The 24,554-nt window shown below is 64.6% G+C and carries 22 protein-coding genes; 10 read left to right on the top strand and 12 right to left on the bottom strand.

Annotated features, from left to right (window positions below; all coding sequences use genetic code 11):
* Nucleotide 1: 1 nt before the first annotated feature.
* The 8 genes from GKC70_RS00460 (at nucleotide 2) to GKC70_RS00425 (ending at nucleotide 8,819) form a co-directional block, all read left to right on the top strand.
* Entirely contained in the window at nucleotides 2–772 is a 771-nt protein-coding gene (locus GKC70_RS00460) for a TerC family protein (protein WP_029613183.1), read from the top strand.
* Nucleotides 773–994: 222 nt separating this feature from the next.
* On the top strand, nucleotides 995–2,653 hold the full coding sequence (locus GKC70_RS00455; RefSeq protein WP_317872176.1) for a Na/Pi cotransporter family protein: 1,659 nt from the start codon (nucleotides 995–997) through the stop codon (nucleotides 2,651–2,653).
* Between the two features lie 37 nt (nucleotides 2,654–2,690).
* Nucleotides 2,691–4,097, top strand: a complete 1,407-nt coding sequence (locus GKC70_RS00450; protein ID WP_342650130.1) for a pitrilysin family protein — start codon at nucleotides 2,691–2,693, stop codon at nucleotides 4,095–4,097.
* An 83-nt stretch (nucleotides 4,098–4,180) separates the two neighbouring features.
* Entirely contained in the window at nucleotides 4,181–5,203 is a 1,023-nt protein-coding gene (locus GKC70_RS00445; protein ID WP_342650129.1) for a DUF5924 family protein, read from the top strand.
* Nucleotides 5,204–5,344: 141 nt separating this feature from the next.
* Nucleotides 5,345–6,466 carry an MlaE family lipid ABC transporter permease subunit gene (locus tag GKC70_RS00440; RefSeq protein ID WP_039582014.1) on the top strand — a complete coding sequence of 374 codons (1,122 nt, stop codon included), beginning with the start codon at nucleotides 5,345–5,347 and terminating at the stop codon, nucleotides 6,464–6,466.
* Nucleotides 6,463–7,257 (top strand): ATP-binding cassette domain-containing protein, encoded by a 795-nt coding sequence (locus GKC70_RS00435; protein ID WP_342650128.1) that lies wholly within the window; start codon nucleotides 6,463–6,465, stop codon nucleotides 7,255–7,257. The genes GKC70_RS00440 and GKC70_RS00435 overlap by 4 nt, the downstream gene beginning before the upstream one ends.
* Nucleotides 7,258–7,260: 3 nt before the next feature.
* Nucleotides 7,261–8,199, top strand: coding sequence for an MlaD family protein (locus tag GKC70_RS00430; protein WP_342650127.1), 939 nt, complete (start codon nucleotides 7,261–7,263; stop codon nucleotides 8,197–8,199).
* The gene (locus GKC70_RS00425; protein ID WP_342650126.1) at nucleotides 8,196–8,819 is read left to right on the top strand and encodes an ABC-type transport auxiliary lipoprotein family protein; all 624 of its coding nucleotides are present in this window, start codon (nucleotides 8,196–8,198) and stop codon (nucleotides 8,817–8,819) included. Before GKC70_RS00430 ends, GKC70_RS00425 begins: the two co-directional genes overlap by 4 nt.
* Here the strand turns inward: GKC70_RS00425 and GKC70_RS00420 are convergent.
* The 6 genes from GKC70_RS00420 to GKC70_RS00395 all read right to left on the bottom strand — a co-directional run bounded on the left by GKC70_RS00420 (nucleotide 8,801) and on the right by GKC70_RS00395 (nucleotide 14,173).
* Nucleotides 8,801–10,030 (bottom strand): nucleoside recognition domain-containing protein, encoded by a 1,230-nt coding sequence (locus GKC70_RS00420; RefSeq protein ID WP_039582022.1) that lies wholly within the window; start codon nucleotides 10,028–10,030, stop codon nucleotides 8,801–8,803. The two genes, GKC70_RS00425 and GKC70_RS00420, sit on opposite strands and share 19 nt — an antisense overlap.
* A 115-nt stretch (nucleotides 10,031–10,145) precedes the next feature.
* Complete coding sequence (gene gltP, locus GKC70_RS00415; RefSeq protein WP_342650125.1) at nucleotides 10,146–11,480, bottom strand: glutamate/aspartate:proton symporter GltP; 1,335 nt, start codon at nucleotides 11,478–11,480, stop codon at nucleotides 10,146–10,148.
* Nucleotides 11,481–12,210: 730 nt separating this feature from the next.
* Nucleotides 12,211–12,681 carry an inhibitor of vertebrate lysozyme family protein gene (locus GKC70_RS00410; RefSeq protein WP_029613191.1) on the bottom strand — a complete coding sequence of 157 codons (471 nt, stop codon included), beginning with the start codon at nucleotides 12,679–12,681 and terminating at the stop codon, nucleotides 12,211–12,213.
* Nucleotides 12,678–12,839: a DUF1328 domain-containing protein gene (locus GKC70_RS00405; RefSeq protein WP_023532363.1), complete on the bottom strand. Its 162-nt coding sequence runs from the start codon at nucleotides 12,837–12,839 to the stop codon at nucleotides 12,678–12,680. Before GKC70_RS00405 ends, GKC70_RS00410 begins: the two co-directional genes overlap by 4 nt.
* A gap of 52 nt (nucleotides 12,840–12,891) precedes the next feature.
* Complete coding sequence (locus tag GKC70_RS00400; protein ID WP_039582031.1) at nucleotides 12,892–13,176, bottom strand: hypothetical protein; 285 nt, start codon at nucleotides 13,174–13,176, stop codon at nucleotides 12,892–12,894.
* Nucleotides 13,177–13,351: 175 nt separating this feature from the next.
* Nucleotides 13,352–14,173: a BON domain-containing protein gene (locus GKC70_RS00395; protein ID WP_342650124.1), complete on the bottom strand. Its 822-nt coding sequence runs from the start codon at nucleotides 14,171–14,173 to the stop codon at nucleotides 13,352–13,354.
* Between the two features lie 212 nt (nucleotides 14,174–14,385).
* Here GKC70_RS00395 and algB point away from each other — a divergent pair, with 212 nt between their 5' ends.
* Both algB and GKC70_RS00385 read left to right on the top strand, forming a co-directional pair.
* The gene (gene algB, locus GKC70_RS00390; RefSeq protein WP_039582036.1) at nucleotides 14,386–15,732 is read left to right on the top strand and encodes a sigma-54-dependent response regulator transcription factor AlgB; all 1,347 of its coding nucleotides are present in this window, start codon (nucleotides 14,386–14,388) and stop codon (nucleotides 15,730–15,732) included.
* Entirely contained in the window at nucleotides 15,729–17,507 is a 1,779-nt protein-coding gene (locus tag GKC70_RS00385; RefSeq protein WP_342650123.1) for a KinB sensor domain-containing domain, read from the top strand. Before algB ends, GKC70_RS00385 begins: the two co-directional genes overlap by 4 nt.
* Nucleotides 17,508–17,528: 21 nt before the next feature.
* Here GKC70_RS00385 and GKC70_RS00380 read toward each other — a convergent pair whose 3' ends face one another.
* From GKC70_RS00380 to GKC70_RS00355, 6 genes are all read right to left on the bottom strand, one after another.
* Nucleotides 17,529–19,148 (bottom strand): EAL domain-containing protein, encoded by a 1,620-nt coding sequence (locus GKC70_RS00380; RefSeq protein WP_342650122.1) that lies wholly within the window; start codon nucleotides 19,146–19,148, stop codon nucleotides 17,529–17,531.
* Between the two features lie 75 nt (nucleotides 19,149–19,223).
* A complete protein-coding gene (locus GKC70_RS00375; protein WP_342650121.1) occupies nucleotides 19,224–20,000 on the bottom strand; it encodes an N-acetylmuramoyl-L-alanine amidase in 777 nt (258 codons plus the stop codon).
* 87 nt (nucleotides 20,001–20,087) lie between these two features.
* Nucleotides 20,088–22,142, bottom strand: a complete 2,055-nt coding sequence (locus GKC70_RS00370; RefSeq protein ID WP_342650120.1) for a diguanylate cyclase — start codon at nucleotides 22,140–22,142, stop codon at nucleotides 20,088–20,090.
* A gap of 78 nt (nucleotides 22,143–22,220) precedes the next feature.
* Nucleotides 22,221–23,075, bottom strand: coding sequence for an endonuclease/exonuclease/phosphatase family protein (locus GKC70_RS00365; protein ID WP_342650119.1), 855 nt, complete (start codon nucleotides 23,073–23,075; stop codon nucleotides 22,221–22,223).
* 11 nt (nucleotides 23,076–23,086) lie between these two features.
* Complete coding sequence (gene dsbA / locus GKC70_RS00360) at nucleotides 23,087–23,719, bottom strand: thiol:disulfide interchange protein DsbA (protein WP_342650118.1); 633 nt, start codon at nucleotides 23,717–23,719, stop codon at nucleotides 23,087–23,089.
* A gap of 192 nt (nucleotides 23,720–23,911) precedes the next feature.
* Complete coding sequence (locus GKC70_RS00355; protein WP_116889887.1) at nucleotides 23,912–24,529, bottom strand: c-type cytochrome; 618 nt, start codon at nucleotides 24,527–24,529, stop codon at nucleotides 23,912–23,914.
* Nucleotides 24,530–24,554: the final 25 nt, after the last annotated feature.

Raw genomic sequence — 24,554 nt, 5'->3', positions numbered from 1 at the left:
CATGGAATGGCTGACCAGCCCGGAAATCTGGGTTGCCTTTTTCACCCTCACCGCACTCGAGATCGTGCTCGGGATCGACAACATCATCATGATCTCGATCCTGGTCAGCCGCATGCCCAAGCACATGCAGCCGCGCACGCGCATCTTCGGCCTGGCGCTGGCGATGGTCACGCGGATCATGCTGCTGCTGTCGATCACCTGGGTCATGCGCCTGACCGACGACCTGTTCGTGGTGCTCGGCGAAGGCATCTCCGGACGTGATTTGATTCTGTTCTTCGGCGGCCTGTTCCTGCTGTGGAAAAGCTCGCAGGAGATCTACCACGGCCTGGAAGGCGAAGACGAAAGCGGCGAGGCGCCCAAGGGCGGCGGCGGCAAGTTCTTCTACACCATCATCCAGATCGCGATCATCGACATCGTGTTCTCCCTGGACTCGGTGATCACGGCGGTGGGCATGGTGTCCCACGTCCCGGTGATGATCGCGGCGATCGTCGTCGCCGTGCTGGTGATGATGCTCTGCGCCGGCACCATCAGCGACTTCATCGACAAGCACCCCTCGCTGAAGATGCTCGCGCTGTCGTTCCTGATCGTGGTCGGCACCGTGCTCATCGCCGAATCGTTCGATGTGCATGTGCCCAAGGGCTACGTGTACTTCGCCATGGCCTTCTCGCTGGCGGTGGAGGCGATCAACATCCGCATGCGCACGGCGCTGGCGCGCAAGGATGGCAAGGAGCAGGACCCGGTCAAGCTGCGCAAGGACGTGCCCGGCCAGTGACCGCCCAGCTGTGCGTCGCCACCCTTGGGGCCGCTTTGCGGCCCCAAGGCTTTCCATGACACAAATGTTTCAAATAAATGCCTGCCATGCGAAGCTGGCGTCTCCTGCGCAAACCCACTAAAGCTTCAGTGAGCACTGACAGAACCGCCCAGCCCCGGGCCAGGCTCACCGCTTCACCCATTGGCCCCGCACTGGGGCGTCGGTAACAAGGGGGCCCCGACCATGCTGACCCTGCTCAACCTGCTGTCTGCCGTGACGTTGCTCGTCTGGGGTACGCATATTGTGCGCACCGGCATCCTGCGCGTGTACGGCTCGCACCTGCGCCGGGTACTCGGCCAGAACATGGATCGTCGCCCGCTGGCGTTCATCGCCGGCATCGTCGTCACCGCCGTGGTACAGAGCAGTAACGCCACTGCCATGCTGGTCACCTCTTTCGTCGGCCAGGGCCTGATGGCCATGACCCCGGCGCTGGCGATCATGCTCGGCGCCGACGTCGGCACCGCGCTCATGGCCCGGGTGCTGACCTTCGACCTGTCCTGGCTGTCACCGCTGCTGATCTTCATCGGGGTGATCTTCTTCCTCTCGCGCAAGCAGACCCGTATTGGTCAGCTGGGCCGGGTGGCCATCGGTCTGGGCCTGATCATCCTGGCCCTGCAATTGATCGTGCAGGCGGCAGCGCCTATCACCCAGGCCCAGGGCGTGAAAGTGCTGTTCGCCTCGCTCACGGGCGATATTCTGCTCGACGCGCTGGTCGGCGCGCTGTTCGCGATGATTTCCTACTCGAGCCTGGCCGCCGTGCTGCTCACCGCGACCCTGGCCGGCGCCGAGGTGATCAGCCTGCCGGTGGCCATTGGCCTAGTGGTCGGGGCCAACATCGGCAGCGGGTTGCTGGCGTTTCTCAGCACCAGCATGCAGAACGCCGCCGGTCGTCGGGTCGCGCTGGGTAGCCTGCTGTACAAGCTGATCGGCCTGCTGCTGATCATTCCGGTTCTGCACCCGCTGGTGGACTGGATGGACTCGCTGAGCTTCAGCCCGCAGGAGCTGGTGATCGGTTTCCACCTGCTCTACAACACCGCCCGCTGCGTGATCATGCTGCCGACGGTCAAACCCATGGGCCGCTTGTGCAACACCCTGCTGCCCGAACGCGAACTGGCCAACGGCCAGGTCAAACCGCGTCACCTCGACCCCACGGCCTTGCAGACCCCCAGCCTGGCACTGGCCAATGCTGCTCGCGAGACCCTGCGCCTGGGCGATATCGTCGAAAGCCTGCTCGATGCCATGCTCGGTGCCCTGCGCGGCACTCAGACCGCACTCGCGCAACAGACCCGCGCCCTGGGCGAGGATGCCGAAGCGCTGTACAGCGCAATCAAGCTGTACCTGGCGCAGATGCCGCGCGAAGACCTGGGCGAACATGACAGCCAGCGCTGGGCAGAGATCATCGAGCTGTCGATCAACCTCAAGCTGGCCAGCGACCTGATCGAGCGGATGCTGCGCAAAGTCCAGCAGCAGAAGACCTCCCAGCGCCGGGAGTTCTCCGAGGTCGGGCTGGAAGAGCTGGCTGGCCTGCAACAGCAATTGCTGGCCAACCTGCGCCTGGGGCTGTCGGTGTTCCTCAGCGCCGATCCGCAAAGCGCGCGCCTGCTGCTGCGCGAAAAGCGCAGGTTCCGCGCTCAGGAGCGGCGCCTGGCCCACGCCCATGTCAGCCGTTTGCAACGCAAGGTGGTGCAGAGCATCGAGACCAGCTCACTGCACTTGGAACTGATCGCCGACATGAAACGGTTGAACTCTTTGTTCTGCAGCAGTGCCTATGTGGTACTGGGCGGCGCGGACACCGGCGGGCTTTTGCTCGACGATCAGCCGGAAGACGCCAGCCCCACTTGACCCCCGCACACCTGGAGACCGGCCCGGAAGCCTGCCCATGCGTTGCCTGATGTTCGCCTGCTGCATCCTGTTCAGCCTGCCCTCGCTCGCCCTCGACCGCTCGCGGGTCGAGGGCTATCTGTTGCCCAACGGCCTGCAGGTGATCCTCAAGTCCGGCTACGAGCGCGACCACGTCGCGATCCGTCTGGTGGTCGGTGTCGGCCTGGACGACTTCCCCTGCGACCAGCGCGAGCTGCCGCACCTGCTCGAGCACCTGCTGTTCAGCGGCCTGGACGACAGTGGCGAAGGCGGCCTGGAAGAACGTCTGCAAGCACTGGGCGGCGAATGGAATGCCTTCACCAGCGCGGCCGACACCACCTTCGTGGTCGAGGCACCGGCACGCAACCAGCGCAAGGTACTCGACCTGCTGCTGGCGGCGGTGCGCGACACGCGCATCGACGCCAAGGCCCTGGCCACGGCGAAGCGGATCGTCGAGCGCGAGGACGGCGGCCACTACGGTCATCTGCAACGCTGGCTGGACCGCCAGGACATCGGCCACCCGGCCAGCGATCAATTGGCGGTCGAGCTCGGGCTGAAATGCGCCGAGCGCTCCGACATCGCCAGCATGAGCCTCAAGCAGGTCCAGGCCATGCGCGAACATTGGTATGCCGCCAACAACATGAGCCTGATCGTGGTCGGTGGCCTCGATCGTTTGCTACCCGCCTATCTGGAGCGCACCTACGGCGAATTGCCTGCCACCGAACCCGGCGAGCGGCGCGACCTGGACAGCATCACCCAGCAGGCCGAACAGCGCCGCGACCTCACCCGCGGCTGGCTCGGCGACAGTGCCAAGCTGCACTGGCTGTTCATCGAGCCGGTGCTCGACAGCGACCACGAGCAGACCCTCGACCTGCTCTCGCGCTACCTCGACTGGACGCTCTACGATCAACTGCGCCTGCGCCACGGCCTGTCCTACGGTCCCTCGGTGCGCCGGGAAAGCTTCGGCGACAGTGGCATGCTCAGCTTCAACGCCGACCTGGAACGCGGCGACATCGACCAAGCCGTCACCGTGCTGCAAGCCACGTTCGATGACCTGCGCAAGCATGGCCTGGACCCCGACACTTTCGCCCGCCTCAAGGAAGCCGCCATCGCTCGGGAAAGCTGGACCAGCCAAGGCAACAGCGCCTTGGCCGACTATTACTGGGGCGCGCTGAACGACTACGAGGACGGCCGCTTCGGCGATCCGATCGGCAAGCTGCGCAAGATCAGCCTGGCGCAGGCCAACGATGCTCTGCGCCAGTTGCTGGCCACGCCCGGTTATGTGCGCATCGAGAAACCGCTGCTGGGCTACGACGAGTTGTACGGGCTGGTGGCGCTGGTGCTCGGGCTGATCCTGGCCATCGGGCTGCTGCGACGCCGCCGCCGGCCGGCGGATCGTCCCAGCGGTGCTACGCGTGAACGTTGAATTGGCGTTATTCTGAGCCGGCCGTGTCGCGGGTGAATCCGTGACAGGGCCAGAACCGTCACCTCACCTTGCTGCCAGCCTCCATGCCCCCCATACCCCAGATCGTCCAGCGCATCATCGAACTGCTCAAACGCTACCCAGGGGTCATCGCCTTGGGCGGTTTCCTGTCGGGCATCGGCAGTTTCATCCTGGTCGACCGCCAGGCCGGGCTGGCTAGCTGGATCGCCATCCTGCTGTTGGTCAGCTGGATATGGCTGATGCTCGAGAACACCCTCACCGGCCTGTTCGCCCGTACCTTCAAGCGCGAAATCCCGCAGCCGCTGCTGCGCTATGCGACGCAGATGATCCACCAGGAGAGCCTGTTCTTCGTCCTGCCGTTCTTCTTCATCACCACCACCTGGAACAGCGGGCAACTGGTGTTCACCGGTCTGCTCGGCGCAGCGGGGCTGATTTCCATCGTCGACCCGCTGTACTACCGCTGGCTCGCCCCGCGCCGCTGGCTGTTCCTGGCCCTGCACACGCTCACCCTGTTCGCCGCGCTGCTCACCGCACTGCCGATCATCCTGCACCTGACCACCGCGCAGAGTTTCAAGCTGGCGCTGATTGCCGCCATGGTGCTGTCGTTCCCGAGCCTGGCCAGCAGCTTTCCGATCAACACCTGGCGACGCGGCGTGATGCTGGTGGTGCTGACCCTGGCGATCGGCGGCGGCGGCTGGTTGCTGCGTTCCTGGGTGCCGCCGGCGACCCTGTGGATGACCGAAGTGGCGGTGACCACGCAGTTGCAGGACCGAGAGCCGGGCGAGTCGCTGGAGCAGATCGACGCCAGCCGCATCCGCAGCGCCGGGCTGTACGCCTACACCTCGATCAACGCCCCACGCGGCCTGAACGAGCGGATCTTCCACGTGTGGCAGCAGGACGGCAAGGAAGTGGACCGCATTGCCCTGGACATCCATGGCGGGCGCAAAGAGGGCTATCGGGCCTGGACCCACAAGCAGAACTTCCCGCCCAACCCGGTGGGCAAGTGGCAAGTGCGGGTGCTGACCGAGGACGGTCAGGTCATCGGCGTGCTGCGCTTCAAGGTGGTCGAGGATGGGACGGCGGGGTGAGGTTCGATCATCGCGTCGTCTTCATCGCGGGACGAGCCCGCTCCCACAGGGAGCTGTGGAAGTGGGCTTGTCCGGCGATGCAGCCACCACCACTGCAACAGGCTATGATCTGCCCCACCGCCGTCGTGCAGAGCCAAAGACATGGAGCCCAGCGTCACCCTCGACACGCGCCAGCACCCTACGCGACTCGCCATCACCGGTGACTGGACCCTGGAGCATTACGCTCGCCTGCGGCGAGACAGCGAGCGCCTGCGCGACCAATACGGCGCCGAGGCTCAGGTCGACCTCACCCAGCTTGGCCGCCTCGACACGGCGGGCGCCTCGCTGCTGGCCGAGCTGCTGGGCGCCGAACGCCTGGCGCACTGCACCCACGAACTGCCCGCCGCCAGCCGCGCCTTGCTGCAGACGGTCTATCGCTCGCTGCAGGACTACTGCATCCCGCTCAAGGAACCCGAGCAGCCCGTGCTGCTGCAACTGCTCGCGCGCATTGGCTGCGCCGTCGACACACTGTGGCAGGACACCCGGCAACTGCTGGGCTTCGTCGGCCTGATCCTGGCCACGCTCGCCACCCGCCTGTTCCAGCCGCACCGCTGGCGCCTCACCCCGGTGGTGGCACACATCGAGCAGACCGGTCTGGACGCTGCCCCCATCGTCGCCCTGCTGACCTTCCTGGTCGGCGCCGTGGTCGCCTTCCTCGGGGCCACCGTGCTGGCCGACTTCGGCGCCACGGTGTTCACCGTCGACCTGGTGGCGTTCTCCTTCCTGCGCGAATTCGCCGTGCTGCTCACCGCCATCCTCATGGCCGGGCGCACCGCCAGCGCCTTTACCGCGCAGATCGGCTCGATGAAAGCCAACGAGGAAATCGACGCCATCCGCACCCTGGGCCTGAACCCGATCGAGCTGCTGGTGGTGCCTCGGGTGCTGGCGTTGCTGATCGCCCTGCCGCTACTGACCTTCGTCGCCATGCTCTGCGGCATGGTCGGCGGTGCGGTGGTCTGCGCGCTGTCGCTGGACATCCCGCCGGCGATGTTCCTGTCCCTGCTGCAGAGCGATATCGGTGTGCAGCATTTCCTGGTCGGCCTACTCAAGGCGCCGTTCTTCGCCTTCCTGATCGCCGCCATCGGCTGCCTGGAGGGGTTCAAGGTCAGTGGCAGCGCCGAGTCGGTCGGCGCCCACACCACCTCGGCGGTGGTGCAGTCGATCTTCGTGGTGATCGTACTGGACGCCGTCGCGGCGTTGTTCTTCATGGAGATGGGCTGGTGATCGGCAAGGGCGAACCGGTGATCCAGGCACGTGGTCTGTGCAACCGCTTTGGCAGTCAGGTGGTGCACCACGGGCTGGACCTGGACCTGTATCGCGGCGAAATCCTCGCCGTGGTCGGCGGGTCGGGTAGCGGCAAATCGGTGCTGCTGCGCAGCCTCGTCGGCTTGCGTCGACCCAACGAGGGCCAGGTGAGGGTATTCGGCCAGGACCTCAACGCACTGAATGACGACCAGCGCTCCAGCCTGGAACGGCGTTTTGGTGTGCTGTTCCAGAAGGGCGCGCTGTTCTCCTCGCTGACCATTACCGAAAACGTCGCACTGCCCTTGATCGAGCACGCCGGCCTGTCGCGCGCCGACGCCGAGCATCTGGCCGGGGTCAAGCTGGCGCTGGCCGGGCTGCCCATCAGCGCGGCGGACAAATACCCGGCTGCGCTGTCCGGCGGCATGATCAAGCGCGCCGCCCTGGCCCGCGCCCTGGCGCTGGACCCCGACATCCTGTTTCTCGACGAACCCACGGCCGGGCTGGACCCGATCGGTGCGACGGCCTTCGATCAGCTGATTTTGACGCTGCGTGACGCCCTGGGCCTGTCGGTGTTGCTCATCACCCACGACCTCGACACCCTGTACACCATCACTGACCGCGTCGCCGTGCTGGCGCAGAAGAAGGTGCTGGTGGCCGGTCCCCTGGCCGAAGTCGAACAGGCGGACGATCCCTGGATTCACCATTACTTTCACGGCCCGCGCGGGCGGGCGGCGGCACAGGCCGCTGCCGGCGGGGCACAGGAGCACTGAAGCATGGAAACCCGCGCGCATCACGTTCTCATCGGGCTGGTCGCCGTGCTGGTGGTGGCCGGTGCCATGCTGTTCGGCCTGTGGCTGGCCAAGTCCAGCGTCGACGACGCGTTCAACGACTACGAAGTGGTCTTCAGCGAGGCGGTGTCGGGCCTGTCGCGTGGCAGCCCGGTGCAGTACAACGGCATCAAGGTCGGCGACGTCAGCAGCTTGCGCCTGGACCCGCAGGACCCGCGCCGCGTGCTGGCCCGGATCCGCCTGAGCGCCGACACGCCGGTCAAGCAGGACACCCAGGCCAAGCTGACCCTGGCCGGCGTGACCGGCAACACCTTCATCCAGCTCAGCGGCGGCACGCCACAGAGTCCGGCGCTCAAAGGCAAGGACGGCCAGCTGCCCGTAATCGTCGCCTCGCCCTCGCCGATTTCGCGCTTGCTCGACGACAGCAGCGACCTGGTGACCAACGTCAACCTGCTGCTGCACAACGCCAACCAGATGTTCTCCGACACCAACATCGAGCGCCTGAGCAACACCCTGGCCAACCTCGAGCAGACCACCGGGGCCTTCGCCAGCCAGAAAGGCGGCATCGCCCAGGCCATCGAGCAATTGGGCCAGGTGGGCAAGCAGGCCAATGCCACCCTGGCCGAGACCCAAGCCTTGATGCGCAGCGCCAACGGCCTGCTTGGCAGCGAGGGCAAGCAGGCCATCGGCAGCGCCGAGCAGGCCATGCAGTCGTTGGCGCAGAGCACCGCGACCATCAACGAACTGCTCTCGCACAACCGCGAAGCCTTGGACGACGGTGCCCAAGGCTTGAACCAACTGGCCCCCGCCATCCGCGAGCTGCGTGAGACGCTCAACGCCCTCAAGGGCATTTCGCGGCGCCTGGAAGCCGACCCCAGCGGCTACCTGCTGGGCCGCGAGCCGAACAAGGAGTTCCAGCCGTGAAATCGCCTCTACGCCTGCTCGCCGTGGCCAGCCTGCTGAGCCTGGCCGCCTGCTCGATCCTGCCGCAAGGCGAGCCGAGCGATGTCTATCGCCTGCCGGTGCATCAGGCCACCCACACCGCCACACCCGTGAACTGGTCGCTGCGTTTGAACAAGCCGTTGGCCAGTGAAGCGCTGTCGGGGTCGCGCATCGCGGTGATTCCCGCAGGCGACGTGATCAGCAGCTACAAGGGCGCGCGCTGGAGCGATCCGGTGCCATTGCTGGTACGCAACCGGCTGCTCGATGCCTTCCAGCGCGATGGCCGGGTGCAGCGCCTGAGCGCCGATGACAGCAACCTGCAGGCCGACTACGAACTGGTCGGCGAACTGCAGGCATTTCAGAGCGAGTACGGCTCGGCCGGTGTAGACGTGGTGATGCGCTATGACGCCCGACTGGTGCAGGGACGTAGCCAGCGCATTCTCGCCAGCCAGCGCTTCGAAGTGCGCCAGCCGCTGAGCGATAGGCAGGTACCAGCGGTGGTCAGTGGCTTCGGCGCCGCAGGCGACACCCTGGCGCGCCAGGTGGTGGACTGGACCGTGACCCAGGCTTCAGGGTTTCAGGCTCAGGCGAAGAACCAGTAGCACACGCAGATCGCCGCGATCACCCCGGACAGCTCGGCCAGCAGCGCGCAGCCCACGGCGTGGCGCACACGCTGGATGCCGACCGCGCCGAAGTACACCGCCAGCACGTAGAAGGTGGTTTCGGTACTGCCCTGGATCGTGGCTGCCACCAGCGCCGGGAAGCTGTCGACGCCTTGGGTCTGCATGGTCTCGATCAGCATCGCCCGCGCGGCGCTGCCGGAGAACGGCTTGACCAGCGCCGTGGGCAAGCCTTCGACGAAACGACTGTCCATCCCCAGCCATTCGACGCCGTGGCGAATGCCATCGAGCGCCAGCTCCAGCGCCCCGGAGGCGCGCAGCACACCCACCGCCACCAGCATCGCCACCAGGTACGGCAGCAGGCTCTTGGCGACGTCGAAGCCCTCTTTGGCGCCCTCGACGAACGCCTCGTAGACCTTCACCCGGCGTAGCGCACCGATCACCACGAACAGCATGATCACGCCGAACAGCGTGAGGTTGCCGAGGATCGACGACAGGCTGGCCAGTGCCGCCGCCGACAGCGTGCCGAGAAACGCCATGAAACCACCCAGCAGCAGCGCGCCGGGAATGAAGTAGGCCAGCACCACCGGATCCCACAGGCGCAGGCGCTGCATCACCGCCACCGACAGCAGACCGACCAGCGTCGAGACACTGGTGGCCAGCAGGATCGGCAGGAACACCAGGGTCGGGTCGGTGGCGCCCTGCTGGGCGCGGTACATGAAGATGGTCACCGGCAGCAGGGTCAGGGACGAGGCATTGAGCACCAGGAACAGGATCTGCGCATTGCTCGCCGTGGTGCTGCTGGGATTGAGCTCCTGCAAGGCACGCATGGCCTTCAGGCCGATGGGTGTGGCGGCGTTGTCCAGGCCCAGGCCGTTGGCGGCGAAGTTCATGGTGATCAGGCCCAGGGCAGGGTGGCCAGGCGGCACCTCGGGCATCAGGCGGGCGAACAGCGGGCCGAGTACCTTGGCCAGCCATTCGACGATGCCGGCCTTCTCGGCGATCTTGAGAAAACCCAGCCACAGGGTGAGGGTGCCGAACAGCAGCACCATGACCTCGACCGACAGCTTGGCCATGGCAAAGATGCTCTCGACCATGGCAGCGAAGATCCCGGCGTTGCCGCCCACCAGCCACTGGGCCAGGGCGGAGATGGCCGCTACCACGAAGAAGCCGAGCCAAAGGCCGTTGAGCATGCGCCTGTTCCCCTGTGAAAAATGCCGGAATGATAGCGCAAACGGGGGCGACCCGACCCCTCCGCACCATGCAAAAAGCCCCGACAGGTCGGGGCTCTTGGGTGCAACGCCAGGTTTACTGGTTGACGGTCTTGCCCGTCGCCACGGCGTGTGGCTTGCCGCCGGCCTGGAACAGCGAGTTGTAGTACGCCTCGCCCTTGGCGCTGTCGTACATCCCCTGCCACTTGGCGATCACCACCGCGGCCAGGGCGTTGCCCACCACGTTCAGGGCGGTACGGGCCATGTCCATGATGCGGTCGACACCGGCGATGAACGCTAGGCCTTCCAGCGGAATACCCACGCTGCCCAAGGTCGCCAGCAGCACCACGAAGGACACGCCCGGCACACCGGCGATGCCTTTGGAGGTGACCATCAGGGTCAGCACCAGCATCAGTTGCTGGCCGATGGACAGGTCGATGCCATACAGCTGAGCGATGAAGATTGCCGCGATGCTCTGGTACAGGGTCGAGCCGTCGAGGTTGAACGAGTAGCCGGTGGGCACCACGAACGAGCAGATCGACTTCGGCGCGCCGTACTTCTCCATCTTCTCGATCACCCGTGGCAGCACGGTCTCGGAGCTGGACGTGGAGTAGGCGAGGATCAGCTCGTCTTTCATGATGCGCATGATCTTGATGATCGAGAAGCCGAACACCCGCGCCACCAGACCCAGCACCATGAAGGCGAAGAAGGCGATGGCGAAGTACACCAGCAGCACCAGCTTGGCCAGCGGCAGCAGCGAGGCGAAGCCGAAGCTGGCGACCGTGGCGGCGATCAGGGCGAACACACCGATCGGCGCGTAGTTCATGATCATGTGGGTGACCTTGAACATGGTCTCCGACACGCCCTGGAAGGTCCGCACCAGCGGCTCGCGCAGCTCGGCATTGAGCGACGACAGCCCCATGCCGAACATCACCGAGAAGAAGATGATCGGCAGCATTTCTCCGCGCATCAGCGCGGCGAAGATGTTCGACGGGATCAGGTTGAGCAGGGTTTCGATGAACGCATGCTCATGCTGCACCTCGGCCGCCGTGGCCTGGTATTTGGAAATATCGACGGTACCGAGGGTGCTCATGTCGATACCGGCACCCGGATGGAACACGTTGGCCATGACCAGGCCCACCACGATTGCGATCGTGGTCACCACCTCGAAGTAGAGAATGGTCTTCAGACCGATGCTGCCCAGTTTCTTCGCATCGCCAACCCCGGCGATACCCACGATCAGCGACGAAATCACGATCGGGACGACGATCATCTTGATCAGGCGAATGAAGATGTCGCCGGCGGGCTGAAGGACGTTGCTGATCCACCATGCCTTTTCTGCACTGAAATGATTCAGTAGCGCGCCGACTGCAACGCCCAGTACCAGACCGATCACGATCTGCCAGGCGAGGCTCAGTTTTGCCTTCTTCATGTCATTACCTTTGTTGTAGTGGTCTTGGGTTGCCCGACTATAAAGCGCGTCCCAGAGCCTTCGGCAATGAAACGGCCAGCGATGGGCTTCCGTCCGGCGACCCGCTTGGAAGGCCGCCGCCAGCGAGCGAAAGAACGCTCGGGCTTGCGAAAAAGGCGCAACTATTGCGACGAGGGCCAGACCAGTCTAATGCCGTAAACGACTACCCCATGCCGAATCGGCATAACAGAAGCGGCTATTTCGGCCAATACAGCCGCTGAAAAATCCCCGTATTCGGTTTTCCGAACACGACCGACTTGCCATTTCACGGCCGAAATGACCAGATGGGCAGAGCGCTAAAAGGAGGGTGTTCGACAATCCGAATCGGCACTTTCACGGTCCACTGGCAGAACCGAAGCGCAGGATTTTTTTCGACATACGGTTGAGACAAAATGTGTCTCGGCGGGAAATTGCGTAAAGCAGCGTTTGAAACGATCAGTGGACGCTCCGGAAGCCAGGTCAGCGTAACGGGTCTGCATGTGCCCGCACTGACCTGGATCTTCCGATGCTGTCGCTCCTGACCCGGCCCTCATCGGAGGTACTCCCTGTACCCCTAGGCCACTCCGACCCTGAATCGATCAAAGCGGCCCGGCCCCTGGTCATGTGCAGCCCCTCATCGGCGCCGCGCATCATGGAAGCCGCAAGCTTGAAGGCTGCAGGCTTCCATCTGATTACAAACGACGACCGCTGGTCAGTACCAGTTCGGGTCACGCTTGAGCTGCTCCTTGAGCAACTGCTGCATGCCTTCGTCCGGTTTACCCAGCCAGCGGTAATCAGCATGCCGCGTTGGCGACTTGTCCGAAGGCAGGCCTTCGGGCACTTCGACCAACATTGCGTAGGCATCATCCTTGTCCCAGCTGAACGCTACGATCAAACGCTTGTACTTGCAGTTGGTCTCGGACTCGCAGAGCGGCCCGACCATGTACTTGTCACCGTCCTCGGTGACGGCGGACATCTGCTCATTCGAGCTGCCGCTGAGGTTGATCACCCATTCGGGCAACCGCTCCTCTCCTTTGATCGCCTTCTGCCAAGCCTGCCGATACTGCTCGTCAGACCCTAGCAGCTGGCCCACTCGCATCTGACCGTCATTACCTGCCAGCGCCCCGGTCGCACCGCCCAGCAGCAGGGCGGTGGCCAGAACATTGCGGAGCATCTGTTTCATCGACGTCCGCGTCCGAAGAAGAAGGAAGCGACGAACAGCACCAGGAACACGATGAACAGGATCTTGGCGATACCGGTCGCGGCGCCGGCGATACCACCGAAGCCCAGCACTGCGGCGACGATAGCGATGATCAGGAATGTGATAGCCCAGCTCAGCATGGTGTTTCTCCTTTCTTTTCGGGATTCTTTCCAGGGTTGAATCGGTGTGCCGTCAGAACACCCAGCGCTCTTGTGGAACGATGCGCTCGACCGTAGCCGGCGAAGCATTGGTCGCCGGCAGCGGTTGAGCGGCTCGAACCAAAGTGTTGGCGTGGGTGGTGCGAAGTTGCGCTAGCAGCGCTGTTTGCGCAGCCACCTGATCGGCCAGACGTGCGGTCTGCACGCTGTGGTAGAACAGGCCGGCAGCCAGGGTCAGTACCAGAGCCACAACCAGATACACCATCGGGTGTACGGACAACGCGGCGACCTGCGAACGATTGACGGATTGGCGATTCATGCCGGCGACTCCTGCAAATGTTGTTATCCAACTCTTGCAGTAGGTATTGCAGCCTGCATGCCAGGTTTTTAATCAAATAAAAAACCTTATGAATCAATTACTTAAAAAATAAATCAAAAACACTGGGGAACGTATCCTGCACGATGACGTCGTGCAGCCCGTGCGTTTTGCACGATCACCCCTCGACCTTGCTCGCGACCTTCAAGAGGTCGGCGTCGACCCCACGAACGCCTAGGATCTGCCCGGCGATCTGCACCGCGATGGACTTCTGTTCATTACTCACCACTTCACCGGACAAGCGCACCATGCCGTCCTGGCTCGCCACCTTTATATTCGGGCCGTCCAGATTGCGACTGAAGCGCAAGCTGCTTTGTACCTTGTCGATGATCCAGGCATCGCTGGGCTGCGGCCCGCTCGGCGCGGTCAATGGCTTGTCGCGGGCCAGCGCCATGGCGGCCGAGTCCAGGCTGATCAGGTTATTGACCAGATACACACCCTCGGTCGTTCGGGCGATCACCCCGGCCTGTTCCTTGGCCTCGACGTTGTCCACTCGCCCACGCATGGTCACCACGCCCTCGCGGCTCTCGACCTCGATCGGCGCCTTCTCGGTGACCCGGCTCCACAACAGCCGAGCGCGAATGACGGAAGTGAGGGTGGCGTCTTCCAGGCGCTGGGCATAGGCCCGCAATTCCAGCGGTCGCTCGGCCAGTTGCGGATTGACCCGCAGCCGGTTGTCCACCCGCTCGATACCCCGGGTGGCCAGAGCCACGCGCTCTGCCAGATCACGCTCGACCGGGTTTTCCACCTCGCCACTGAGGCGGGCCTGGGCGCCCTCGACCTGGACTTCGATGCGGAACGGGTTGAGCAGTTTATTCAGGGACACCGCCGTCTGCACCGCGCCCTCCAGGCGAGCGTCCTGTACGGAATCGGCAAAGGCGGGGACCGCCGCCAACAACAGGCTGGCGGCCAGGACGGTATGACGCGAGAACAAAGACATTGGGCTTCTCCTTTATTCGTGACAAATCCCACGCTCATCGCAACCTGCATGCCAGGCTGAAAAATCTTAAAAAACCTAACTATTTCAATCGGTTAACCAATAACCTAGGCAACAGCTAGCATGCATAGGGCGTAATCCTTCAGAATCGACCATGCAACTTGCCCGATTTTTCCGACACTAACCCAGATCATTCCCACAGGAGCGCAGGAAAAATGGAATCAGCCCAGGATAACCAAGGCCGCATTCTGCTGGTGGACGACGAGTCCGCGATCCTGCGTACCTTCCGTTACTGCCTCGAAGACGAGGGCTACAACGTCGCCACGGCCAACAGTGCTGCCCAGGCAGAGACACTGCTGCAGCGCCAGGTGTTCGATCTGTGCTTCCTCGACCTGCGCCTGGGTGAAGACAATGGCCTGGATGTGCTGGCGCAAATGCGTATCCAGGCGCCATGGATGCGGGTCGTCATCGTCACCGCACACTCGGCGATCGACACCGCGGTGGACGCCATCCAGGCCGGCGCCGCCGATTACCTGGTCAAGCCCTGCAGCCCCGATCAACTGCGCTTGGCCACCGCCAAGCAGTTGGAGGTGCGGCAGTTGTCGGCTCGACTGGAAGCGCTCGAAGGCGAAGTGCGCAAACCCAAGGACGGCCTGGATTCGCACAGCCCACAAATGATGGCGGTGCTGGAAACCGCGCGGCAGGTGGCCACCACTGATGCCAACATTCTTATCCTCGGCGAATCCGGTACCGGCAAGGGCGAGTTGGCCCGCGCCATCCACGGCTGGAGCAAACGCGCACGCAAGGCCTGCGTCACCATAAACTGCCCGTCGCTTAACGCCGAGCTGATGGAGAGCGAACTGTTCGGTCACACCCGCGGGGCCTTTACCGGCGCCAGCGAGAGCACCCTTGGACGGGTCAACCAGGCCGATGGCGGCACCTTGTTCCTGGACGAGATCGGCGACTTCCCGCTGACCCTGCAACCCAAGCTGCTGCGCTTCATTCAGGACAAGGAATACGAGCGGGTGGGCGATCCGGTCACCCGTCGCGCCGATGTGCGCATCCTGGCGGCAACCAACCTCAACCTCGAGGAAATGGTGCGCGAGAGTCGCTTCCGCGAAGACCTGCTGTACCGCCTCAACGTCATCACGTTGCACCTGCCGCCCCTGCGCGAGCGCAGCGAAGACATCCTCACCCTGGCCGACCGTTTCCTGGCGCGCTTCGTCAAGGAATACTCGCGTCCGGCCCGCGGCTTCAGCGACGAAGCCCGCTCGGCACTGCTCAATTACCGCTGGCCCGGCAATATCCGCGAACTGCGCAACGTGATCGAACGCGCCAGCATCATCTGCCCGCAGGAGCGCGTGGAAATCACCCACCTGGGCATGGGCGAGCAACCCACCGGCAACGCCCCACGGGTCGGCGCAGCCCTGAGCCTGGACGAGCTGGAACGCGCGCACATCGGTGCAGTGCTGGCCGCCAGCGACACCCTCGACCAAGCCGCCAAGACGCTCGGCATCGACGCCTCGACGCTGTACCGCAAACGCAAGCAGTACAACCTGTGAAGTGGCACATGAAGCTGCGCACGCGGCTGTTCCTCAGCCTTTCGGCGCTGGTGACCGTCGCGCTGCTGGGCCTGACACTGGGGCTGATCAGCGTGCTGCAGATGGCCTCGGTGCAGCAGCAGATGGTGCGCGACACCAATCACACCCTGGACATCGGCCTGAAGCTGCGGCAGAACCTGGGTGAGCAGTTGACGCTGATACTCGACCCGCAGACCGATCCGAAAAGCCTGACCCACCTGCAGGACAGCTTCAGCACGCTGTTGGCGACCGGTCTGGAGCAGGGCGGCGAGCGCACGGGCTTTGGCAAGGCGCAGAGCCATTACCCAACCTTTCTCCGGGCCTACCGCGACAGCCCCGAGCCGTGGCGCAGCATGGGCCTGGATAACCCACTGGGCGCTGCCTTCAACCAAGTGCGCAACGACCTGATCGACTCGCATCGCCAGGCCCTGGAGCAGATCGCCCGCAGTGAAGAGCACACCCGCGAGCGCGCATTGCTGGTCAGCGGAGTGCTCGGCCTGATGGGGCTGACGGTCGTGGTGCTGGGCTTCGTCACCGCGCACAACCTGGCGCGTCGCTTCGGCCAGCCGATCGAGGCGCTGGCCAAGGCCGCCGACCAGGTCGGCCAGGGCAACTTCGAGGTGACCCTGCCGATCACTCAAGCCAATGAGCTCAGCCTGCTGACACGCCGCTTCGGCCTGATGGCCGACGCCCTGCGCAAGCACCAGGCCACTAATGTCGACGAACTGCTGGCCGGGCAGCAGCGCTTGCAGGCAGTGCTCGACAGCATCGACGACGGCCTGCTGATCATCGATCGCCAGGGCCTTTTGGAGCACCTCAACCCGGTCGCTCAGCGCCAGTTGGGCTGGGATGCTTCGCGGGTCGGCAGCAGCCTGGCCGAAGCACTCAATCGACCTGAGCTGGAGCAGCAGATTCGCCAGGTCTTGCGCGGCGGCAGCCTGGACCGTGCGCCGGAAGACCTGAGCATCGAGATCGACGAAGAAACCCGGTTGCTGACCTTCAGCCTGACCCCGGTCAGCCACCCTCAAGGACCGATCCTGGGCGCAGTGATGGTGCTGCACGACGTCACCGAGCAGCGCGCCTTCGAGCGCGTGCGCAGCGAGTTCGTCCTGCGCGCCTCACATGAGTTGCGCACACCGGTCACCGGCATGCACATGGCCTTCGGCCTGCTGCGCGAGCGGGTCAAGTTCCCACCCGAGGCCCGCGAGCACGATCTGCTCGACACCATCGGCGAAGAAATGCAGCGCCTGACCCAACTGATCAACGACCTGCTCAACTTCTCCCGCTACCAGAACGGCTTGCAGAAGCTGGAGCTGGCGCCTTGCGCCATCGACGAACTGCTCGAGCGGGCGCAGGCGCGCTTCGCCGAATCGGCCGCGGACAAACAGATTGAGCTGGTCAGCGAGCTCGAGCAACCCTTGCCGCGCATCCAGGCCGACGCCGCGCAACTGGACCGAGTACTGGACAACCTGTTGCACAACGCCATCCGCCACACCGCCAGCGGCGGTCACATCCGCCTGCATGCACGGCGACATGCCGAGCGCGTCATCGTCAGTGTCGAAGACGATGGCGAGGGCATCGCTTACGGCCAACAGGGACGGATTTTCGAACCGTTCGTGCAGGTCGGGCGCAAGAAAGGTGGCGCCGGCCTGGGCCTGGCGCTGTGCAAAGAGATCGTGCAACTGCATGGCGGGCGCATGGGCGTGTTCTCCCGGCCAGGGCAGGGCACGCAGTTCTACATGGCGCTGCCGGTCTGAAGACGAGCGCAGGCGGGCCGCTCAGGGCTTGGCCTTGCGCCAACGCGGCTGCACCCGCCGCCCGAGACCGATCGAGTCGATCAGCTCCCGGGCGCTCAGCGGATGGGCGAACAACCATCCTTGTCCATGCTTGACCCCCTCCAAGGCCAGCAACGCAGCCTGCGCTTCCGACTCGATACCTTCGGCGATCACCCGCAAGTGCAGGTCATGGGCCATGCGGATGATGTGCGGGGCGATGGCACCATTGGTCGTGTCCTGGCCGAGCACCTCGATGAAGGCCTTGTCGATCTTCAGGCCATCCACCGGCAGGGTCTGCAGGTACGACAGGCTGCAATAGCCGGTGCCGAAGTCGTCGATCAGGATCTGGTGACCCGCTGCGCGCAGGGCCTGCAAGGTATCGCGCGCAGCGACCACATCGACCAGGCTGCGCTCGGTGACTTCGAACGCGAGTTGCTGCGCGGGCACACGGTGCTGGGCCAGTAGCCGCGCGGCGACATGACCGATGCGCGGCAGCATCACGTCGCAGGCGGCGAGGTTGATCGAAATGTACAAATGACGATGAGCCCGCAACAGCGGGCTCAGTTGCTCCAACACACGCTGCAGCACGAAGTCAGTGATCTGTTGGATCTGCCCGGTGTCCTCGGCCAGCGGAATGAACAGCTCCGGGCTGGTCAGGCTGCCGTCCGCACGCCGCCAGCGCACCAGCGCTTCGGCGCCCACACAGCGGCGGCTGTCGAGCTCGAAGATGGGCTGGTACAGCACTTGTAACTCTCCGCGCCGCAGGGCCTTGCGCAGCTTCGCGCCCAATGAGCGGCGGCGACGAATCAGGCGCAGCGTCAGCCATCCCAGCAGGCTGGCCAACAGCAGGCTGGCGCCGATCATCAGCCACAGCAACGTGTCGCCCGGCAGGGGCAGGCTCTGCCGGGGCACGATGAGCACGAGTTGATAGTCGGGAAACTGGGTGGGCATGCGGTAAATCAGGCGATCGCTGAGTTCGAGCAGGGCCTTGGGCGAGGGCGGTGGCCAGTCGGGCGTCGGGGGCCAGGGCTGCGGCGGGCCCAGGACCGGGATGGCGCGCCGGCCGCCATCGAGCACCACCAGCAGGCTGCCGCCCTGCGGCAGGTCCACCGCGTCAGCCAGGTGTCCGCGCGAAGTCGAGACCAGGAACGAACCTCGTCCCAGTACCAGCGCAGCGAGGTTGTCGTTGGGCTCGGCTGAGGTATTGAGCCAATAGCTGTAGGTGGGACCCTGGATATCGGGGGCGCGATCAGGCCGGATGACCTGGCCGCCACCTCGGCTGGAACACGCGACGGCTCCGTCGAGATAGACCGCCTCGTAGACGAAACGATAGTTCAACTCCACTTCGCGCAGGGCCTGGCGCATGGGCGCGTCGCATTGGCGGCCGGCGACCGCCTGCAAATGATCGACGCCCTCGCGCAACTGCCCGAAGATTTGCTCGAGGCGCTCCAGGAAGCGCTCGCCGCGCGCGTTCATCTGCGCGCTTTCATGCTGCCTGGCTTGTTGCACCGACACGCCGACGCTGGCCGCCAGCAGCACGCTGGCGCTGGCCAGCGCCACCAGTACTGCCTGCAACCAGGGACTGCTGATAATTTGACGCACGGTGGCGATGAACAAGGGCATGCGCGGCATCCAGTTGAATAACCAAGGTATAGCAACTGGACGGTGAATTGGCTCGTGACGATTTAGCCTGCCGGCTCAACGCTGGGTATTGAGCACCTGCAGCATCGCGGCTGTCTGCGCATCGGGCGTGCCGTCGAACAGCTGCGGGCGGAAACGCATCTGGAAGGCGGCGATCACGTGGCGGGTGGCGATATCCAGCTCGCCGGTCTGCTCGATGGCGTAGCCAAACCGTGCCAACTGCTGCTGATACCACAGCGCACTGGGCGGGTTGGCTTCGAAATACACCTGCTGACGCGCCACCGCATTGGCATTCGGCCAGATGCCCAGCCCGGCATCGGCTAGGCGCTTCCAAGGGAACATTGGCCCTGGATCGAGCTTGCGCAGCGGCGCGATGTCGCTGTGACCGATGATGTTGCGCGGTGCGATGCCATTGCGCTGAACGATGTCCTTGACCAGGGCGATCACGGCCTGGATCTGCGCTTCGCTGTACGGGTGCCAGACACGCCCGGTCGGCGTGTCGGTGTAGCCAGGGTTGACGATCTCGATGCCGATGGAGCTGGAGTTGAGCCAAGTGCGGCCCTGCCACTGGCTTTCGCCGGCATGCCAGGCGCGGCGGTTTTCATCCACCAACTGATAGACCGTGGCATTGCCATCGCCAACCAGGTAATGACTGCTGACCTCACCGTGGGTGAGCAGCGCCAGAGAGCGCTCCAGCGAAGCATTGGTGTAATGCAGGACGACGAACTGGATGCGGCTGTCCTGGTTGGCCGAGGGGTGGCTGCGGTCGATGCGCAGGCCACTGGAGCAGCCGGTGAGGAGCACGAGGAACAGGGTGGTGATCAGGGTTTTCATTGGCGGGGCACGTCATGGGGGCAGTCAGCGATACAGTATAACGAGCTGCTGGCGATTACCCAGTCAGGAAAACCTTCGACATGACGGTCAGCCCAGCTCGATCCGATTGCGGCCCTGGCTCTTGGCGCGGTACAGCGCCTCGTCCGCACGCTTGAGTGCCTGCTCGCCGCGTTCGCCCGAGCGCAGCGCAGTAAGGCCGATGGAAGTGGTGACCACAACGCGCTCGCCCTTGAAATGGAACGGGCAGGCCGCGACCGCCGCACGCAAGCCCTCGACCACCTGCAACGCTGCCGCCGGTGCGCTCTGCGGCAGCAGCAGAACGAACTCCTCGCCGCCGAAGCGGGCGATGAAGTCACGCCCGCGCAGGCGTTTGCGCAATTGATCGGCGACGATCTTCAATACCTTGTCGCCTGCCAAGTGGCCGTAGCCGTCGTTGATGCGCTTGAAGTGGTCGAGATCGAGGATGGCCATGGCCAGGTGCCCGCCCTCGGACTGCCAGTGGCCGACTTCGCGCTCGACCTGCTCGGCCCAGGCGGCGCGGTTGGGCAATCCGGTGAGCGGATCGAGCAGGGCCTTCTGCCGCTGCTCTTCGAGGTGCTCGCGATAGCCGAGCGCCTCCTGCTCCATGCTGCTGACGCGCTCGGCCAAGCCCTGCAGCCGCACGGCCAGGGCCTGCTCGCGGCGGTCGCGTTCGTGCTGGTGCTGATCAAGGGTGACCAGCAGGCCCTCCAGGCGGCTGTCCAGCAACTGTTTGAGGCTGTCCATGTCGACGGCACCCTGCACGCTGCTTTGCAGGCCGTCGACCTGCTCGCGCAGTTGGTCGTCCAGTTGGCGCGCGGCGCTGCTGTTGTCGGCGTGCCCTGCGCTAGCCTCCTGCAAATGGCTCTGGAAGCTTTCCAGGCGCTCGTTGATCTGTTGCAGATAGCGCTCGAACTCGTGCTGGCCGCTGTCGTTGATCGCCAGCATCAGCACCGCCAGATCGTCCAGCACGGGAATCAGCTCGTACCAGTTCAGCCCGCGGGCAACCCGCTCGCGCATCTCCAGGGCTTGGGCCTGATGCCGCTCCGGCAGGCTGAGGTCGTCGAGCAGGCCAAGCAGGGTGTGCTCGATATGCTCGGCAACCTGGCTGTAGGGCGGCTCCACGGCATCGGGCAGGGCGTAGGTGCCGTCTTCATCGAGCGCACCTTCGGCCAGCGGGGTGGTGGCGGACGTATCTTCCTCAATCGACGCCTCAGGGGTCGCCAGTGTCTCGACAGACGCGCAGGGCGCAGCGACCTCGACGGATTCGGGTTCGCCCTGAGGCTCGGCGCTGACAACAGGCTCGGCCGCTTCGACCGATGGCGGCAGAGGCTGATCGGCGTGGAGTTCGGCCGGCGCTTGCGCGGGCGATTCGACACCCGCCTCGGCCAAGGGCTCAGGCTCGGCACGAGCGGGCTTGGCCTCGACAACAGGCGGCATCGGCTGCGGCGGGACGGGCGCCTCAGGCTCAAGGATGGGTTCGGCGACGGGCTGGCTGGCGGGCTCGGGCTCAGGGTCCGAGCGGGACGCGGTCACCGCTTCGGCAGGCGGTCGCAGCGTTTGCGCCTGCGGCTCTACGGGCTCGGCTGCAGCGCTCTCGTCCCGGCCACCGAACAGGCGTTGGAACAGGCCAGGGCGGCTATCCTCGCCGGCCTTGCGCAGTGACGACAGCGCCTGGGCCTGCAAGCCGCTGAGTTCACCGAGCAGCGGCGGCAATTCACGCGACTGGCTGACGCCGCCATCGAGTTTCTTGGCCAGCTTTTTCAGCGGTCGGGACACGTCGCCGGGCAGTTCCAAGCCTTGCAACTGGGTGACCAGCGAGGTCAGCGCATCGCTGACCTGGTTCATGCGGGTTTCGCGCCGCTGCTCGGACTCCAAAACCGCCGTTTCCAGGCGCGGGATCAGGCCGGCCAGCCCGGCGTCCATGCTGTCACCGCGGATCACCTCGCGCATTTCCTTCATGCACTGGTCGACCACCTTGTCGCTGCCCTCTGCAGCCAGGGTGCTGCGTACCAGGCCACGGCGCAGCAGGTCGAGGCGGGCCTCCCAGCGCCGCTCCAGCTTCTCCTGCTGCTCGAGGCTCTTGAGGTACTTTTCTTTCCAGCGCTCGGCTTCGTCGGTCATGCCTGGGTCCGCAACGGTAATGGCATCGGGGAAGGGTAACTACTGGATGTCGGCGAGAAGCGCCAAGTCTTGAGCGCTTCAGCGCACCGCCGGCAGGGTATCGGGCGTCAGGGCAGCGGGCAAACGGATCTCCACGGCCACGGGCAGGTGATCGGAGATGGGCTGGGACAGCACCTCGACCCGTTCCAGGGTCAGGCTCGGACTGAGCAGGATGTGGTCCAGGCAGCGTTGCGGGCGCCAGCTGGGGAAGGTGGCCTCGACCTGCGGCGCGATCAGGCCGAGGTCGCGCAGCGGCGAGCGCTCGAGCAGGTCGTTGGCATGGGTGTTCATGTCGCCCATGAGAATCTGGTGGCGATAACCGCCGATCAGCTCGCGGATGTAGGCCAGTTGCAACGCACGGGTCTTGGCGCCCAGCGCCAGGTGCATCATCACCACGATCAGCGCGTCCTCACCCTCGCCGAAGCGCACCAGAATGGCACCACGACCGGCAGGGCCGGGCAGGGGGTGGTCTTCCAGATGCTGGGGGCGCAGGCGGCTGAGTACGCCGTTGCTGTGCTGGGCGAAACGCCCGAGGTTGCGGTTGAGCTGCTGATACCAATAGGGGAATGCCCCGAGCTGGGCCAGGTGCTCGACTTGGTTGATGTAGCCCGAGCGCAGGCTGCCACCGTCCGCTTCCTGCAGGGCCACCAGATCGAAATCGCCGAGCAGCTCGCCGATTTTCTGCAGGTTGCCGGCCCGACCATTGTGCGGCAGCAGGTGCTGCCAACTGCGGGTCAGGTAATGACGGTAGCGCTCGGTGCTGATGCCGACTTGGATGTTGAAGCTCAGCAGCCGCAGGCGACCATCTTCCGGCAGGCCGGGGGCGTGCAGGTGATGCTCGTTGACCCGCGGCTGGTGCAGGCCGACGCTTCGCGTTTGACGCAAACGGGCCATGGTGACGCCGCCTACTTGGCGGCGCGCTCCTTGGCGATCAGCTGGTCAGCAACGTTCAGCACGCCTTCCGGCCCGCCGGCGGTGCCCAGGTCGAAGCGGTATTTGCCATCGACGACCATGCTCGGTACGCCGGAGATTTCGTACTTCTTCGCCAGTTCCTTGGCCTGGTTGACCTGGCCCTTGATGGCGAAGGAGTTGAAGGTGGCGAGGAACTTGTCCTTGTCCACGCCCTGGGTGGCGAGGAAATCGGCCATGTCCTTCGGATCGGTCAGGCGTTTGCGCTGGTTCTGGATGGCGTCGAAGACGGCAGCGTGAACCTTCTGCTCGACGCCCATGGCTTCAAGGGTCAGGAACATCTGGCCGTGGGCGTCCCAAGGGCCGCCGAACATGGCCGGAACGCGCTTGAAGTGGACGTCTTTGGGCAGCTTCTCGACCCAGGGATTGAGGGTCGGTTCGAAGTGGTAGCAGTGCGGGCAGCCGTACCAGAACAGCTCGACGACTTCGATCTTGCCAGGCTCGGACACCGGCACCGGTTGGCTCAGCTCGATATATTCCTTGCCTGCCACCGGCTCGGCGGCCTGGACGGCAGTCATACCGAAGACGCTGGCGGCGACCAGCGCAGTGCTGAGAATCAGTTTACGCATGCTTTACTCCTGGGCGATCTGTGGTCGCCTCGACGCGACCTGTGCTCAGACAGGCCACGACGGGCTCGAGTTCTGTAGTGTAACGGCTGAGCGCGCAAAAAAGGCAGCCAGCACTCAGCCTGGCCATCGGTCGGATGTCCGCGCCGACCGATATTCCACGACACCGCATTAACCGAGCGTTAACGCCGTGCCTCAGTGCAGCCCTTGAATGTAGCTGGCCAGCGCCTCGATGTCCTTGTTGCTCAGCTTGCCGGCGATGGTGCGCATGGTCATGGCATCACCGTCGTTGCTGCGGTTGCCTTCGCGGAAGTCGGTGAGCTGCTTGGACACGTACTGGGCATGCTGGCCGCTCAGGTGCGGGAAGCCGGCCAGGGCGATGCCTTCGCCATTGGGCGAGTGACAACCGGTGCAGGCTGGCATGCCCTTGTCCAGGTCGCCGCCATTGAACAGCGCGCGGCCGCGCTCGACCAGCTTCGGATCGGCGGCGCCGACGCTGCCTTTCTGGCTGGCGAAATAGGCAGCGATGTCGGCCAGGTCCTGATCGTTCAGGCCGGCGAGCATGCCGGTCATCTCCAGCACCTGGCGTTTACCGGACTGGATATCGTGCAATTGCTTTTCGAGATAGCGCTGGCCCTGGCCGGCCAGTTTCGGGAAGTTCGGCGCCAGGCTGTTGCCGTCGGGGTTGTGGCAGGCACCGCAGACCGCAGTCTTGGCCTGGCCGGCGGCGGCATCGCCCTTGATGGGCTCGGCGGCAACGGCCGCCGCTGCGACGCCCATGGTCAACAGCAGACTCACGACTAGTTTGTTCATCAGCTCATCCAACACGGCTAAGGGT

It is taken from the genome of Pseudomonas sp. REB1044 (genome assembly GCF_038813925.1).
Taxonomy (GTDB): domain Bacteria; phylum Pseudomonadota; class Gammaproteobacteria; order Pseudomonadales; family Pseudomonadaceae; genus Aquipseudomonas; species Aquipseudomonas boreofloridensis.
This window is presented reverse-complemented; position numbering and strand designations above follow the sequence as displayed.